The sequence below is a fragment of the Haloparvum alkalitolerans genome (assembly GCF_050122995.1).
GTDB lineage: Archaea > Halobacteriota > Halobacteria > Halobacteriales > Haloferacaceae > Haloparvum > Haloparvum alkalitolerans.
The window spans coordinates 116,114-130,810 of record NZ_JBNLIA010000001.1; the positions used below are offsets into that span (position 1 = coordinate 116,114).

The 14,697-nt window shown below is 71.6% G+C and carries 18 protein-coding genes and 2 tRNA genes; 9 read left to right on the forward strand and 11 right to left on the reverse strand.

All coding sequences use genetic code 11. The annotated features are described in order from the left end of the window. Positions 1–12: 12 nt before the first annotated feature. Positions 13–735 (reverse strand): protein sorting system archaetidylserine synthase, encoded by a 723-nt coding sequence (locus tag ACQE3L_RS00525; protein WP_426961856.1) that lies wholly within the window; start codon positions 733–735, stop codon positions 13–15. Between the two features lie 169 nt (positions 736–904). On the opposite strand from ACQE3L_RS00525, the gene ACQE3L_RS00530 reads away from it, so the two are divergent. From ACQE3L_RS00530 to ACQE3L_RS00545, 4 genes are all read left to right on the forward strand, one after another. Further along, positions 905–2,272: an MFS transporter gene (locus ACQE3L_RS00530; protein WP_426961857.1), complete on the forward strand. Its 1,368-nt coding sequence runs from the start codon at positions 905–907 to the stop codon at positions 2,270–2,272. 102 nt (positions 2,273–2,374) lie between these two features. Continuing rightward, positions 2,375–2,803, forward strand: a complete 429-nt coding sequence (locus ACQE3L_RS00535) for a cupredoxin domain-containing protein (RefSeq protein WP_426961858.1) — start codon at positions 2,375–2,377, stop codon at positions 2,801–2,803. 63 nt (positions 2,804–2,866) lie between these two features. Next, positions 2,867–3,706 (forward strand): sulfite exporter TauE/SafE family protein, encoded by an 840-nt coding sequence (locus ACQE3L_RS00540; protein ID WP_426962103.1) that lies wholly within the window; start codon positions 2,867–2,869, stop codon positions 3,704–3,706. Between the two features lie 34 nt (positions 3,707–3,740). Then, on the forward strand, positions 3,741–6,281 hold the full coding sequence (locus ACQE3L_RS00545) for a heavy metal translocating P-type ATPase (RefSeq protein WP_426961859.1): 2,541 nt from the start codon (positions 3,741–3,743) through the stop codon (positions 6,279–6,281). A 38-nt stretch (positions 6,282–6,319) separates the two neighbouring features. Here ACQE3L_RS00545 and ACQE3L_RS00550 read toward each other — a convergent pair whose 3' ends face one another. Continuing rightward, positions 6,320–6,937: a class I SAM-dependent methyltransferase gene (locus tag ACQE3L_RS00550; RefSeq protein ID WP_426961860.1), complete on the reverse strand. Its 618-nt coding sequence runs from the start codon at positions 6,935–6,937 to the stop codon at positions 6,320–6,322. A gap of 150 nt (positions 6,938–7,087) precedes the next feature. Between ACQE3L_RS00550 and ACQE3L_RS00555 the strand changes: the two genes are divergently transcribed. After that, the gene (locus tag ACQE3L_RS00555; protein WP_426961861.1) at positions 7,088–7,558 is read left to right on the forward strand and encodes a GNAT family N-acetyltransferase; all 471 of its coding nucleotides are present in this window, start codon (positions 7,088–7,090) and stop codon (positions 7,556–7,558) included. A 34-nt stretch (positions 7,559–7,592) separates the two neighbouring features. Here ACQE3L_RS00555 and ACQE3L_RS00560 read toward each other — a convergent pair whose 3' ends face one another. Next, a complete protein-coding gene (locus ACQE3L_RS00560; protein ID WP_426961862.1) occupies positions 7,593–8,009 on the reverse strand; it encodes a VOC family protein in 417 nt (138 codons plus the stop codon). A gap of 184 nt (positions 8,010–8,193) precedes the next feature. Here ACQE3L_RS00560 and ACQE3L_RS00565 point away from each other — a divergent pair, with 184 nt between their 5' ends. Further along, positions 8,194–9,012 (forward strand): aldo/keto reductase, encoded by an 819-nt coding sequence (locus tag ACQE3L_RS00565; RefSeq protein ID WP_426961863.1) that lies wholly within the window; start codon positions 8,194–8,196, stop codon positions 9,010–9,012. A gap of 46 nt (positions 9,013–9,058) precedes the next feature. Here ACQE3L_RS00565 and ACQE3L_RS00570 read toward each other — a convergent pair whose 3' ends face one another. After that, a complete protein-coding gene (locus ACQE3L_RS00570) occupies positions 9,059–9,658 on the reverse strand; it encodes a hypothetical protein (RefSeq protein ID WP_426961864.1) in 600 nt (199 codons plus the stop codon). A 48-nt stretch (positions 9,659–9,706) separates the two neighbouring features. Next, a tRNA-Leu gene (locus ACQE3L_RS00575) sits at positions 9,707–9,791 on the reverse strand. A 122-nt stretch (positions 9,792–9,913) separates the two neighbouring features. On the opposite strand from ACQE3L_RS00575, the gene ACQE3L_RS00580 reads away from it, so the two are divergent. Beyond that, entirely contained in the window at positions 9,914–10,222 is a 309-nt protein-coding gene (locus ACQE3L_RS00580; RefSeq protein ID WP_426961865.1) for a transcription initiation factor IIB family protein, read from the forward strand. A 25-nt stretch (positions 10,223–10,247) separates the two neighbouring features. Here ACQE3L_RS00580 and ACQE3L_RS00585 read toward each other — a convergent pair whose 3' ends face one another. From ACQE3L_RS00585 to ACQE3L_RS00600, 4 genes are all read right to left on the reverse strand, one after another. Continuing rightward, positions 10,248–10,667, reverse strand: a complete 420-nt coding sequence (locus ACQE3L_RS00585) for a hypothetical protein (protein WP_426961866.1) — start codon at positions 10,665–10,667, stop codon at positions 10,248–10,250. After that, positions 10,664–11,158 carry a phosphopantetheine adenylyltransferase gene (locus tag ACQE3L_RS00590; RefSeq protein WP_426961867.1) on the reverse strand — a complete coding sequence of 165 codons (495 nt, stop codon included), beginning with the start codon at positions 11,156–11,158 and terminating at the stop codon, positions 10,664–10,666. Before ACQE3L_RS00590 ends, ACQE3L_RS00585 begins: the two co-directional genes overlap by 4 nt. Positions 11,159–11,232: 74 nt before the next feature. Next, complete coding sequence (locus tag ACQE3L_RS00595; protein ID WP_426961868.1) at positions 11,233–11,868, reverse strand: helix-turn-helix domain-containing protein; 636 nt, start codon at positions 11,866–11,868, stop codon at positions 11,233–11,235. A 61-nt stretch (positions 11,869–11,929) separates the two neighbouring features. Next, positions 11,930–13,042, reverse strand: a complete 1,113-nt coding sequence (locus tag ACQE3L_RS00600; RefSeq protein ID WP_426961869.1) for a glutamate--cysteine ligase — start codon at positions 13,040–13,042, stop codon at positions 11,930–11,932. Positions 13,043–13,241: 199 nt separating this feature from the next. Between ACQE3L_RS00600 and ACQE3L_RS00605 the strand changes: the two genes are divergently transcribed. Continuing rightward, a complete protein-coding gene (locus ACQE3L_RS00605) occupies positions 13,242–13,517 on the forward strand; it encodes a ribbon-helix-helix domain-containing protein (protein WP_426961870.1) in 276 nt (91 codons plus the stop codon). Further along, positions 13,514–13,798 carry a type II toxin-antitoxin system RelE family toxin gene (locus ACQE3L_RS00610; protein WP_426961871.1) on the forward strand — a complete coding sequence of 95 codons (285 nt, stop codon included), beginning with the start codon at positions 13,514–13,516 and terminating at the stop codon, positions 13,796–13,798. Before ACQE3L_RS00605 ends, ACQE3L_RS00610 begins: the two co-directional genes overlap by 4 nt. Before the next feature lie 51 nt (positions 13,799–13,849). Here the strand turns inward: ACQE3L_RS00610 and ACQE3L_RS00615 are convergent. Together ACQE3L_RS00615 and ACQE3L_RS00620 are read right to left on the reverse strand one after the other, a co-directional pair. Continuing rightward, positions 13,850–13,920 (reverse strand) — tRNA-Gly (locus ACQE3L_RS00615). A gap of 34 nt (positions 13,921–13,954) precedes the next feature. Further along, positions 13,955–14,635, reverse strand: coding sequence for a class I SAM-dependent methyltransferase (locus ACQE3L_RS00620; RefSeq protein ID WP_426961872.1), 681 nt, complete (start codon positions 14,633–14,635; stop codon positions 13,955–13,957). Positions 14,636–14,697: the final 62 nt, after the last annotated feature.

Here is a 14,697-nt window from a genome sequence, read left to right on the forward strand (position 1 = left end):
ATCCGCGGCGGCTCACTTCCGCTGCGGGCTTTCGCCGATGGACGCGTAGCCGAGCGCGTCCTGCCAGTAGAACCGCGGGCCGAGAACGAGGTACGCCGACGCCAGGAACAACAGCGCGAACGCGAATATCCGTCCCAGGTGCCCCGTCAGCACCACCGCGAGCGCCTGGACGACGCCCATCACGAGCGCGTCCTGCGCGTGGAGGTCGGGGTAGGTGATCGTCGAGACCATCAGCGCGGCGAAGAGCCCGGCGGCGGGCACCAGGACGACCGGCGCCGTGTAGCCAGCGAGCACCGCGGCCGCGAGGATGCTGGCCGCGAGTGTCGTCGGCACGCCCTCCGTCTCGTCCTCCTCGGCGTCGTAGGCGGTGTAAAGCCCCAGCCGCGTCACCGCCATCGCCACGTACAGCGCCGGGACGGCGACGCCGAGCGCCAGCCGGACCGGCTCGTCCGCGAGCGTCCACGCCTCGGTCGCGGCGACCGCGACGAGCATCGCCGGCGCGACGCCGAAGGAGGCGACGTCCGCCAGCGAGTCGAGGTACGGGCCCGCGGGCGTCGACCCGCGGCGGCGGGCGACGACGCCGTCCAGCCCGTCCGCGATGGCGCCGAACAGCACCAGTCTGGCGGCGAGGCCGAGGTCGACGCTGGCGGCGACGACGGCGACGAACCCGACCGCGGCGTTCGTCACCGTGACCGCGTCCGCCAGCCCGAGTCGCCCAACGAACCGCGGTTGCATATCCCCTGGGTGACCGAGCGCGGGTTTACGTCTTTATACTCCCGCCCCGCCGACGCGGCGCCGGGGATGAACGGCCGCCGGCCGCACGGACCGAGGAGGACGCGGGCGTCGCCTCGGGGGGTTTTTATCGGCCGCATGCGACGGAGGGAGTGAGCCGCGAGACGCCACGATGGATCAGGACAACGCGCCGGACGACGCCGCCGAGGCGGGGGCGATGGACGCCTTTCGCCGGTTCTTCGCCCTGGAGCGCGACGTGCTGGTGCTGTCGCTGGCGATGTTCGCCTTCAGCCTCGGCTTCCAGATGACCAGCCGGTTCCTCCCGGAGTACCTGGTCGCGCTCGGCGCATCCGGGTTCGTCGTCGGGCTGTTCGGGACGGTCGGTAACGTCATCTCCGCCGTCTACCCGTACCCGGGCGGGGCGATCTCGGACCGCATCGGATCGCGGTACGCGCTGACGGCGTTCGGGCTGGTCTCGACGCTCGGCTTCGCCGTCTGGCTGGTCGCCCCGAGCGTCGGGGCGGTCACGGTCGCTGGCGTGACCGTCGAGCCGTGGGTCTGGGTCTTCGTGGGGCTGCTCCTCGCGCAGGCGTGGAAGTCGTTCGGCCTCGGCGCGACGTTCGCGGTCGTCAAGCAGGCGACGGCCCCCTCCCGGCTGGCGGCCGGCTTCGCCAGCACCGAGACGTTCCGCCGGACGGCGTTCCTGATCGGACCCGTGCTCGCGGCGGTCCTTATCGGTCTCCACCCGGCGTTCACCGTGAGCTTCCGGTACGTGCTCGCCGTGGGCGTCCTCTTCGGGGCCGCGGGGACGCTGGCCCAACACCTCCTGTACGACGCGAGTGAGGACTCGCTCGGCGGCGGGTCGTTCGAGGGCGTCGCGCGGATCCGCGCGGACCTCCGCGACATGCCGGCCCCGCTCCGGCCGCTGCTGATCGGCGACACGCTCGTCCGCTTCGCGAACGGGATGGTGTACGTCTTCTTCGTGCTCGTCGTGACGCAGGTGTTCGCGGTCGGGGTGGAGACGACCGTCGCCGTCGGCGGCCTCTCGTACGCCGTCGACCTCTCGCCGCAGGCGTTCTTCGGCTACCTGCTGGGCGTCGAGATGCTGGTCGCGCTGCTGACGATGGCGCCCGCGGCGAAACTGGCCGAGCGCGTCGGGCTCAAGCCGGTCGTCGCGCTCGGGTTCCTCGTGTACGGCGCGTTCCCCGTGGTGCTGATCTACGGCCCCGAACTCCTCTCGCCGGCGCTGTCGGTCCAGTGGGCGCTGGTCCTCGTCTTCGCCTTCTCTGGGCTCCGGTTCGCCGGGCTGCCGTCACATAAGGCGCTCATCGTCGGCCCCGCCGAGCGGGGCGCCGGCGGCCGCGTCACCGGGACCTACTACCTGCTCCGGAACCTCGTCGTGATCCCGAGCGCGGCGATCGGCGGCGCCCTCTGGGAGTTCGTCACCCCCGAGGCCGCGTTCACCCTCGCGGCGGTCGTCGGCGTCGTCGGAACGGGCTACTTCCTCGTCTACGGCGAGGAGTTCGAGGCGTACGCATAGGTGTCCCTCGGGAGCGGACCCTCGCCCGACGCTCGCGACCGCGTTCTCGCCGCGTGGGACCGATCCGGGTTACATAAGCGCCGCCGGGCCTCACGTGGGGGTATGGACCGCAGACGCTTCCTCGCGGCCGCCGGCGCGGTCGGCGCCGCCGCGACCGGTGCGCTGTCGGGGTGTCTCGGGGCGCGGGGCGGCTCCGCGGCCGACTACGACGTGGGGATGACCGCCACGGCGTTCGCGCCCGAGGAGGTGACCGTCGCGGTCGGAGAGACGGTCGTCTGGCACAACAACAGCTCCCGGACCCACACCGTGACCGCCTACGAGGGCGCGCTCCCGGAGGGCGCCGCGTTCTTCGCCACCGGCGGCTTCGAGGACGAGGAGACTGCCCGCGAGGCGTGGTGGAGCGACCGCGGCGGCGCGCTGGAGAACGGCGACGAGTTCAGCCACACCTTCGAGGTGGCGGGCACCTACGACTACGTCTGTATCCCCCACGAGCAGGGCGGGATGCTCGGCACCGTCGTCGTCGAGGAGTGAGGCGACGGAACCCATAACCGCGATGGACCACAACCACGAACGACGACACCCACCCGTGCGATGATCGAACGATCCGCGCTCCTCGGCTCCGACGTGCTGCTGTTCGTAGCCGTGGGGCTGCTCGCCGGGGCACACTGTCTGGGGATGTGCGGCCCGCTCGTGACGATGTACGCCGAGCGGATGGACGGGACGGCGACCGACGGCGGGAGCGCGGCGACGGGCGCCCCCGGTTCGGGGACGACCGCGACCGACGCCCGCGGAGGACACCTCACGCTCTACGAGGTGCGACAGCACGCGCTGTTCAACGTCGGGCGGGCGACCAGCTACGCGCTGATCGGCGGCCTGATGGGCGCGCTCGGCGGCGCGGTGTTCCTGAGCGCGGACGAGCTGACCGCGGCCGCGGCGCCGATTCGGGGGACGGTCGGCGTCCTCGTCGGCGCCGCCGTGATCCTCGTCGGGGTCAACTACGCGCTCGGCCGGAGCGCCGCGGGACTCCACGTTCCGGGGCTCTCGCTCGACCGCCTGTTCGGGGTGCTGACGACCCGGATCGACCGGCTGGCCGGCGGCCCGGGGATCGTCGCGCTCGGCGGCCTCCACGGCCTGTTGCCGTGCCCGATCCTCTACCCCGCGTACCTCTACGCGTTCGCGGCCGGGTCGGCGACGACGGGGTTCGTCCTGCTGGGGGCGCTCGGGCTCGGAACGATCCCCACCGTCTTCGCGTACGGCACGCTGATCGACTCCGTCTCGGCGGCGCGGCGACGGCGGGTCCACCGCGTCCTCGGCGTCGCGTTCCTGCTGCTCGGCTACATCCCGCTTTCACACGGCCTGATGGAGTTCGGGATCCACCTGCCGCACTTCCCGGTGCCGTTCTACAGCCCGTTCGAGACGGGGATGGCGCACTGAGACCCGACCGAGAGCCCGCATCGAGAGAGACACCATGAACGACACCACCTGCACGCTGTGTGACCTCCCCGCGGACGAGGAGACGTTCCGCGACGACGCCGGCAATCCCTTCTGCTGTGAGGGCTGTCTCCAGGTCCACGACGCGCTCGGCGAGACCGACGCGGTCGACGCGGCCGATGTCCGCGAGCGCGCGGCGGATCGCGGCGCCGGAGAGTCCGGCGCGAACGACCCAGAGACGGCCGACACGGACGCCCCCGCCGACCACGAGGCGACCTTCCTCGAGGTGGACGGGATGCACTGTGCGACCTGCGAGGCGTTCATCGAGTCGGTCGCCACCTCGACTGAGGGCGTCTCCGCCGCGAGCGCGAGCTACGTCACCGAGACGGTGCGGATCGATCACGACCCGGACGCGGTCTCGGGAGACGACCTGCAGGACGCCGTCTCGGGACTGGGCTACTCCGCGTATCCCCGCGACGACGCGTTCGCGCGCCGGCAGGCGGACAACATGGCGACCGCCCGCCTCGCCGCGGGCGTCATGGTCGGGATGGCGGTCATGCTCCAGTACATCGTCATCATCTACCCGACCTACTTCGCGTTCCCCTTCTACGACCAGCGGACGCTCGACTACCTGGAGTCCGCGATGGGCGCCTCCGGCGGCAACTACTTCTTCATCGTCGTCGGGGTGCTGACGACCATCGTCCTGCTGTTCACCGGGAAGCCGATCCTCAGAGGGGCGTACGTCAGCCTCAGGACGCGGTCGCCGAACATGGACCTCCTGGTGGCGCTCGCAGCCTCCAGCGCGTACGTCTACAGCGTGCTGGCGCTCATCGTCGCCGACAACCCGCACGTCTACTTCGACGTGACCGTCGCGATCATCGTCATCGTCACCGTCGGGAACAACTACGAGGCGTCGGTCAAGCGCCGCGCGACCGAACTCCTCTCGGACCTGACCGCGGTACAGGTCGACGAGGCGCGCCGGGTGACGAGCGAGGTGAACGGGGACGGAACGGGAACGGCGGCGTTCGAGGAAGTGGCGGTCGACGACCTCGCCGCGGGCGACCGCGTGCTCGTCCGCGAGGGGGAACGGATCCCGGTCGACGGCGCGGTCCTCGAGGGCGAGGCGCCGGTCGACGAGGCGGTCGTCACCGGCGAGTCGGTCCCGGTCGCGAAGGCGCCGGGCGACCGCGTCGTCGGCGGTTCGGTCGTCGCCGACGGTGCCATCACCGTCGAAGTGGGCGCCGAGGCCACGAGCAGTCTCGACCGCATCGCCGAGTTGGTGTGGGACCTCCAGAGCTCAAACCACGGCGTGCAGGGGCTCGCCGACCGGCTCGCGACCGTCTTCGTCCCGCTGGTGCTCGCGCTGGCGGTGTTGGCGGCGGCGGGCTACCTCGCGCTCGGCGCCGCGGTCCCCGACGCGATGCTCGTCGGGCTCACCGTCCTCATCGTCTCCTGTCCGTGCGCGCTCGGGCTCGCGACCCCGCTGGCGGTCGCGTCCGGGTTACGCGACGCGCTCCGGCGGAGCATCGTCGTCTTCGACGAGACGGTGTTCGAGCGGCTCCGGGACGCCGACACCGTCGTGTTCGACAAGACCGGGACGCTCACGACCGGGGACTTCCGGGTCGTCGAGACCGACTGCGGCGACGACCTGCTCGCGGCGGCCGCGGCGCTGGAGCGGCGGTCCTCGCACCCGGTCGCGGCCGCCATCGCCGACGCCGACCCGGCCGCTGCTGAGTCGGAGGCGGCGGTCGCCGCGGACGGCGGCGCGGTCGCGTCCGGATCGAAGCCCTCCGAGGCCGGAGCGGCGGACGCCTCGGGCGCCGAAAGGGACGGTCCGTCGGTCGAGGAGTTCCGAACCCACGCGAAGGGCGTCTCCGGCGTCGTCGACGGCCGCGAGGTCGTCGTCGGGCATCCGGACCTGTTCGCGGCCCGTGGCTGGACAGTCCCGGACGCGGTCGCGCGGGCGGTCGCGGAGGCGCGCGAGACGGGCCGCGTCCCGGTCGCCGTGGGGCGCGACGGAACCGCGGAGGGCGTGGTCGTGGTCGGCGACGAACTCCGGGAGGGCTGGGAGGACGTGCTCTCGGGGCTCGCTGAGCGCGGCGTCGAGGTCGTGGTCCTGACGGGCGACGACGAGCGCGCGGCGGCCGCCTTCTCCGACCACCCCGCCATCTCGCAGGTGTTCGCGGGCGTCCCGCCGGAGGGGAAAGCCGAGACGGTCGGTCGGCTCGCCGCGACCGGCACCACGGTGATGGTCGGTGACGGGACGAACGACGCACCGGCGCTGGCGCGCGCGGACCTGGGGGTCGCGCTCGGATCGGGCACGGCGATGGCCGCCGACGCCGCGGACGTGGCCATCGTCGACGACGACCTCGGCTCCGTGGAGACCGTCTTCGACCTGGCCGCGGCCGCCGGCGCGCGCGTCAAGCAGAACGTCGGCTGGGCCTTCTGTTACAACGCGGTCGCCATCCCGCTGGCGCTGTCGGGCGCGCTGAACCCCCTGTTCGCGGCGGCCGCGATGGGCGCGAGCAGCCTGCTCGTCGTCACGAACTCCTCGCGCGACCTGCTGGACGAGGAGTGAGGATCCGCTGACGGCGGGATACGAACTGCCTGCGCGTGCTACGGCACGCGGAACGCCCGGTGCGTGTCGCGCTCGCTCGGCTCCGCGACGAGTTGGACCGCGCCGAGTTCCGAGAAGACCGCCTTCCAGTCGCGGTGGTACAGCGGGAACTCGCCCTCGACGTAGCTCACGTCCTCCTCGCCGCGGCCGCGCGTCGCGCCGTTCCCCTCGTTCTCGACGGTACAGAGCAGGTCGTCGGCGACGCGGACGACCTCCTCGAACACCCACGTGTCCTCGGGGTGGACGTGCTGGAGCGTCTCCACGGAGTAGACCGCGTCGAAGCGCCCGTCCGCGAACTCCGGCAGGAGGTCCTCGATGGCGCCCGCGTGGAAGGTCCCGGTCTCGCGGAGGTCCGGGTAGTGCTCGGCCATCACGTCGAACGCGTCGGGGTTGATGTCGATCCCGGTCAGGTTCTCGAAGCCCGCCCGTCGGAGGTGTTCGAGGTGACGGCCGGAGCTACAGCCCACCTCGAGGATCGCGGCGTCCTCGTCGGCGTAGAAGTCGAGGATCGAGCGGAGCCACTCGCTGGTCTCGGTCGCGCCCTCGTCGGCGTAGTAGGCGGGCGAGTAGTCGCCCGTGCGCTCGGCCCAGTCGCGGCGCACGTCGTTTGGGTCCACGCCAGCGCGTACGCCCCGCGGGCGATAAATGCCCTCCGGCCGCGTTCCGCGCTCGTCCCCCGCGGCGTGCCGCTCCGCACCACTCGCTCGTGTGCGCCCGTTGCACCGGGCGAAAGGTATTCGTCGCTGTCTCGCCTCCACACGCACACAATGCGAGTCCGACCGGCGCGTCCCGGCGACGCCGAGACGCTACGGACGGCGGTTTCCCGCGGCGGCGAGACTACCGTGTTCGACGACACCGGCGCACCGATCCTCGACGTCTCCGCGGCCGGCGTGCGCGAGGCCGCGGCCGCGGCCGACTGCTGCTTTCTGGTCGAGGAGGGGGGCCGGCCCGTGGGGCTGGCGCTGGCCCATCCCGACCACGAGGGCGCGGAGGCCGAACTCCTCTCGCTGTGGGTCCATCCGGAGTTCCTGGGCGAGGGCATCGCGGCGCGCCTCCTCGAACGCGTCGCTCGATCGCTCCGCGAGCAGGGCATCGAGCGGCTCCGCACGACCGCGGCGGCGGACGCGGCCAGCGCCCGCGAGTTCTTCGCCGCGAAGGGGTTCTCCCACCGCGAGACCAGCGACGACCGCGACGGCCACGAGGTCGTGATGATCGCGGCGCTCGAGGACCTTCTCTGAGTCCGCCGGCCGCTCGTTCGGTGGCGGCTCCCGATCAGGCGTCCAACAACTCCACGAGGTTCCCCTCCGGGTCGCGGAGGAAGCAGATCCTGGTCCCCGACTCCGTCGTCCGCGGCTCGCTCAGCGTCTCCACGTCGTCGCTCAGCCCCTCGTACACCGCGTCCACGTCAGGAACGGAGAGCCCGAGGTGCGTCGCGCCCGGTCGGTTCAGCGCCGGGGTTTCGACCGCGTGGCCGGCGGGGTCGTAGGCGACCAACTCGAGTCGGACGCCCCCGGCGTCGAGGTGCGCGAACGCCGCGCTCGCGCCCGGGACGTCGACGGCGTCCGCGAACGCCTCGCCGCCGACCGAAAACTCCGCGGCGACGTCGAGGCCGAGTTCGTCGCGGTAGAACGCGACCGCGCGGTCGAGGTCCGAGACGGTGACGCCGACGTGGTGCCCGTTTGCGTCCATGTCGGACCGCGGGCGGCGCTGAGGAAAGGCGCGTCGGTCCGGGACGGGTGGATCCCCGAGAAGCGCACCGTTCGCGGGTGGCGCCCCACGCACACGACCGATCTTCAGGAAAGGCATTTATCACGACCGGGAGATCGTGACCCATGAGCCGCGTTGGGACGGGTCGAGAAGGGGTGTCACCCCGATGACGGCCAGCGAGGGCGGTAACGGGGTTCCCGCGCTCGGCATCGGCACCTACGACCTCTCGGCGGCGGAGTGTCGCGCCGCGGTGCGACACGCCCTGGAGGTCGGCTACCGCCACGTCGACACCGCGGAGATGTACGGGAACGAGGCCGCGGTCGGCGACGCCATCGCGGCCGCGGACGTGGCGCGCGAGGACGTCTTCGTCGCGACGAAGGTCCACTCGCGAAACCTCTCGTACGGGGACGTGATCGAGTCCGCCCGCCGGAGCCGGGAGCGGCTCGGCGTCGAGACGATCGACCTGCTGTACGTCCACTGGCCGATCAACAGCTACGACCCCGAGGAGACGCTGCCCGCCTTCGACGACCTCGTCGACCGGGGACTGATCGACCGCGTCGGCCTCTCGAACTTCACGCCGGCGCTCCTCCGGGAGGCGGTCGAGGTACTGGACACCCCGCTTTTCGCCCATCAGGTCGAGTGCCACCCGCTGCGTCCACAGCGCGACCTCCGGCGGCTCGCGCGGGAGGAGGGGCACACGCTGGTCGCCTACTCGCCGCTCGCGAAGGGCGCAGTGACGGAGGTTCCGGCGGTCGCCGACACCGCGGCGGAACACGGTGTCACGCCGGCGCAGGCGGCGCTCGCGTGGCTGCTCTCGAAGGAGTCGACCGCCGCGATTCCTCGGTCGACTTCCCCGACACATCGGCGCGAGAACTACGCGACCCGAGGGGTGTCGCTCGACGCCGACGCGATCGCGCGGATCGACGACGTCGACCGACGCGAGCGCGTCGTCGACTTTCCGGACGCCCCGTGGAACCGGGAGTGATCCGTCCGAGCGCCGCCGAGGCGGGGCCGCGAGACCCCCGGCCGGGCTACGCCTCGATCCGAAGCGTGAACCCCCACTCGAACGCGGCCGCGCCCTCCCCGCCGGCGACCGATTCCTCGTCGTCACCGACGGACCCCTGCGTCCGCACCTCGTGGTCGCCCGTCGGCAGACACGCGTCCTCGGGGAGGTCGGGATGGCCGTACACGTACGACTCGCCGCGGACCGTCTCGCCGGGGTCGAGCGCCACGGTCCCGTAGTACTCGGGGACCGCGACCGCCTCGGTGAGTCGCCAACAGCCCGGTTCGACGGGGCCGGTCCACGCCTCGTCGCCCGCGGGATGCAGGTAGAGCGTCCGCTCCGCGCTGGCGACGTGGTGGAACTGGACCGCCCGCTCCTCGCCCATCACGACCGGTTCGTCCGACCGGTTGGTGACCGTGACGCGGAGTCGAGCGGGCTGTTCCTCGGTTGGTCGCGAGGCGACCGTCTCGACGGCGTACTCGACCGGCGCGTCGGGCTGCTCCGCCCGCGCGGCGACCGACACGGTCACGTCGGACGACCCGTTACCGGCTCCGGGCGGCCGGACACAGCCGCCCAGGAGGAGGGGCACGGAGGATCCACAGCAGCCGAGGAAGCGACGGCGATTCATGCTGATCAGTGAGTACGGCTAGCGATAAATACTGTCGGCCGGGTCGCATGCGCGGGACCGGATTCGAACCGGCGGACCTCTACAGGACAGCGTCCTAAGCGCTGCGCCGTTGGCCTGGCTTGGCTACCCGCGCGCGTCCCGGGGTACACGAAAGCCGCCAAAGAACCTGTCGAACCGCCGGCGGGGCGGGGGGTCGACGCGGAACGGAGCGCCGGCCGCGCGGCGCTTTTGTACCTCGGGCCCGTCACCACGAGCGTGTACCGAGCGAGCGACCGGGTGGAGAACGACGAGTGGGTCGAGCGGCTGGAAGCGGCCGCGGACGAGCTCGACCTCGACGAGGAGACGCGCTCGACCGCGGTTGACCTCTTTCTGACGCACGTGCCGGAGGCGGAGCGGTCGAAGCCGGCGACGGCGGCGGCGAGCCTCTACGCCGCGGCGCTGATCGGCGGCGAGGAACGGTCGCAGTCGGCGGTTGCGGAGGCGATGGACGTGACGCGGCTCTCGGTCCAGGGGGGCTGGAAGCCGATCCTCGAGAGCGCCGGGTTCCGGCCGCCGACGTGGTGAGGCGGCCGGCGTCCGGAGCCGACGCCTACCCGGCCTGCTCCAGTATCGCCGCCGAGCGCCCGGCGACGTACGCCGCGAGACCGAGCGCGGCCGCCCCCGCGAGCGCGGCGCCGAGCGCCTCGACGTACGGCACCGACAGGAGCGCGGGGTCGAGCGTACGGAGGAAGTAGCCCGCGAGGGGACCGAACGGGAGGACGACGGCGGGCAGGAGCCCTCGGCCGCGGGCGGCGAGCGCGACCGCGCCGAGCGTCGGCAGCAGGGCGGTGACGAGGCCGAGAGGCGCGAGGAGGTCCGGACGAGTATCGGCGACGACCGGCGTCAGGTACAGCGAGATCAGGAACCCGACCGCGCTCCACGCGACCGCGCGCTCGGCCACGCCGGCGCCGAGGAGGGTGCCGCGGAGGCCCGCGGCGTCGGCGTCCGAGCGGGAGTCGGCCGCGGTCATTCCGGGCGCGTCGCCTCCCGCCCCTCGCGGTCGGGAGTCACGTCGCCGTGTTCGTCGATCTCGCCTTTCACGATCCGCGTCGACGAGATGCGGTCGCCGTCCTCCGCGACGACGTGATCGACCACGACCAGTTCGAGAGGGTCCCGTCCGGCCTCGCGGCGGATCTCGTTGATCCGCGCGCCGCCCTCCGCCGTCTCCGGGGAGACGATCAGGGCGTCGAAGCCCGGCTCCGTGGCGATCCCCGTCGGCTCGGTGAGCTCGCGGATCTCGAAGTCGCGGCCGTACTCCTCGGCGAACCGCGCGAGTTCCGCCTCCAGGTCGCGTTTGCGCTCCGCGAACGGACGGACGTACCGTTCGACGTGGCGCGTCTTCGGCGCCAGCTCGTCGGAGGTGAGCCCCACGGTGACGTCACCGAGTTCGAAGGCGCGCTCGAACAGGTTCCGGTGGCCGTCGTGGATGGGGTCGAACGTCCCACCCAACGCGACGTTCATACCCGCCAGTGACGGCCGCGGCCCTTAAAACGTCGCGAACCTGGGCGACCGATCGGCGTCGCCGGATCGGCCGGTCAAGCGTCGTCGGAGTCGGTCGGTTCGTCGTCGTCCGATACATCGACCGCGGGCTCGCCCGCGTCGGCGTCGGGACCGGCGTTCGCAGCGTCGTCGGTCGACGTGTCGTCGGCCGTCGCGTCGTCGTCTTCCCCCGTCGCCCCGCTGACGGAGATCTGGACGGGCTCCTCGTCGCCCTCCCCGGACTGGTCGCCGAGGCGGCGGTCGAGGTTGAAGACGGTGTTCAGCTCCGACTGCACCTGCCCGACGACGCCGCGCACGAGATCGCTCGGCGGAATGGCGACGTACTCGTAGGGGTTGTTGCCGGCGCCGCTCGACTCGCGTTTGCCGCGGTCGACGGTGCCCTCCTCGTGGAGCTCCGCGAGCGCCTCGCGGACCGTGCTCGGGTAGAGGCCGGTGCCGTCGGCGACCTCCTCGCTGGTGCTGTTCGGGTTCTCGCGCAGGTAGACGTAGATGCGCGCACGGGTCTCCGTGTCGAGCAGCCACGACAGCAGGTCGACGACGCCGTCGTCGAACTCCTGGACCGCCTTGTCCGCGCCCTCGCCGAGCCGTTCCCGCGTCTTCCGGAGCTCCTCGCGCGTCCGGTCCGTCGGCGAGGAGTCGTCGTCCTCCGGTGTGTCGTCGTCTGTGGCCATGTCTCACGTTCGGCTCTCCGCGCGGAAAAGCGTTTCTCGTCGGCTGCGAGGCGACGAAAAGTCAGGGATCCAGACGGAGGTCCTCGTACAGCGCCTCGGGCCCCTGTTCCTCGAGCAGGCGACGCTGGCGCTCCGCGCCGCTCTCCCGGTCGTACACGTCGCGGATGCCGTCGACGCCGAGCCGGTCGCACTCGCGGTCGACGGCCTCGCCGAGCGAGACGGTTCCCTCGCCGTCGCGGGCGATGAAGGCGGCGTCGTGGCCGTGTCTGGTGGCGCGCCACTTGTTCTCGTCGAGGAGCTCGCGCCGGAGGTCGGTGCCGGCGGTCGCGGGACCGGCCCCGGCGCGGTCGGGGTCGGCCGCGTCCGCGTAGCGCTCGGCGAGGTCGACGACGAGCGCGTGGACGTACTCCGCGAACGCGACGGTGACCGCCGGGTCGCGCTGACTGTCGGGCGCGCGCACCTCAACGCTCCCGTGTTGGGTGTGGGGCCGCACGTCGAACCACAGCTCGCCGCGGTCCTCGATGGAGCCGTACTCTACCATCCGGCGCTCGTAGCGCTGGAACGCCTCGAAGTCCGAAAAGGCCGAGGGCATCCCCGTGTTCGGGAGGTTCTCGAACACCTTCGCGCGGGCCGAAGCGAGCCCCGTGTCGAAGCCGTTCCAGAACGGGGAGTTCGCCGACAGCGCCAGCAGGACGGGCATGTGCCACCGGAGTTCGTTGGCGACCCACACCGCCTTGTCGGCGTCGTCCACGCCGACGTGGACGTGCAGGCCCGCGGTCGTGTTCCGGTGTTGCGGGTACTGGATCCGGTCGAGCTGGGACTTGTAGCGCGGCTTCGTCGCGTGGTCGAGTTCGCGCCACTTCGCGGCGGGGTGGAGCCCCGCGGCCGCGATGCCGTAGCCCTGCTCGGCGGCGTGCTCGACCAGCGCCTCGCGGACGGTCGCCAGCTCCGCGGCCGCGTTCTCGGGCCCCTGGAGGAGGGGCGTCTGCACCTCGACGGTGCACTTGAACAGCTCGTGGTCGAGCCCCTCCGGGATCGCCGCGGGCGGCTCCGAACCGTAGACGAGGTCGTCCGTGCCCGAGGTGGGTTCGCCGTCGGCGTCGACGATGAAGAACTCCTCCTCGATGCCGAGCGTCCCCATCCGGTCGAAGGCGTCCCGCGAGCCGAGGTCCATCAGGGAGGTGTTCACCGCGGGCGGGTATATATCGTTTGAAGCCGGCCGTCTCTGAGCGCCGCGGTCGTGCGTTTTCCGCGCCCGACCGGTCGCGGATGAATGGTGTCGAGAGAAGGAACTCGGGCTCGCCGGAATATCGGTTCGCGGAGGCATTCGGACTGTCGTAACCGTTATTGATACACAAATTCAACACAGACGCATGTCCGAAGCCAGTTCACCGCCCGAGAAGACGACGGTCAACATCCGGATAACGGAGACGTTTCTGGCGGACGTCGACGCCACGTGGCAGGATCTCGGGTACAACAGCCGTAGCGAGTTCGTGCGCGACGTGCTCCGTGACGCGGTGAAACACCCCGAGTTCGACCGCGCCGACCTCAAGGCGATCGCCGCGAGCGAGGTCGACATTCAGGAGGGACGGACCCACTCCAGCGAGGAGATCAGAGCCGAGTACGGGGCGGACGATGGCGATCGATGAGTGAGAGGTGGGACTGGAAGTTTACGGACCGGTCGAAGCGACAACTCGACAAGCTCGATGATTACGCACGGGACCGTATCCTCTCGAAGCTCGACGAGGTCGTCACCGATCAGTGGCGGGACCCGACGGATCACCTCGAACCGCTGGCGGGGACGCCACACCAGAAGCTCAGGGTCGGACAGTTCCGCCTCGGCTGTCGCGTCGACCGTGAGGAACGAGTTCTCTACATCGTCGCGATCAGAAAGCGCGGTGGAGACGCGTATCGCGGAGACGACGACTGAAGAGACGACCGAAGAGGTCCCGTTGGATCCCCGGTCTGCGTCTGACAAAGATGCGCCGGCCGGGATTTGAACCCGGGCCATGAGCTTGGAAGGCTCAGGTCCTACCACTAGACCACCGGCGCGCGTTTTGGAGAAACCCCCCACGGAATAAGGGTTTTACTCTTCGCCGTTCCCGGCCGCGTCGGCCCCGTCCCCGGCCGGGGTCACGACCGCGTAGCAGTTCCCGCTGGAGAGCTCCAGCGACGCCAACTCGAGGCCGCTCGCGGCCACGTCGGCCTCGAACTCCGCGGGCGCGTAGATGTGGTAGAACCGGGGCACCGTCTCGCCGCCGGGGAGCGTCCAGTCGACAGTCGTGTCGAACCCCGTCTCCGCGTCGGCACCGGCGGGCGCCGCCTCCGCGAACCGGTCGTGCGCGGTCGACCACGCGCTGACGAGCGCCGCGCCCTCGGGCTCGAGCACGCGGGCGAGTTCGTCGAGGCTTCGGACCCGCGCCTCGCGCGAGGGGAGGTGGTGAAGCGTCGCCACGTACGTCGCCAGCCCGAAGCTCCGGTCGGCGAAGGGGAGCGCCGCGGCGTCGCCGTGGACGAACGCGGCGTCGAACCCCCGCTCCGTCGCGCGGGCGACCGCCTCGCGGAGGAGCTCGCGGCTCACGTCGACCCCGACCGCGGCGTCGGCCCGGGCCGCCAGCAGCTCCGTGTGCCGGCCGTTCCCGCACCCCACGTCGAGCGCGCGGTCCGCGCGGCGCCCGTCGAGGAACGACTCCACCTCCGGCCACGCGTACTCGCGCGTCTTCGCGAAGTGGGCCGCGATGCGGTCGTACGTCGCCTGCACGTCCATGTTCCGATGGTCGCGTCGGCGGGCCTAAGGCGTTCGCGATCCGGCGCCGGTGAACCCTTTTG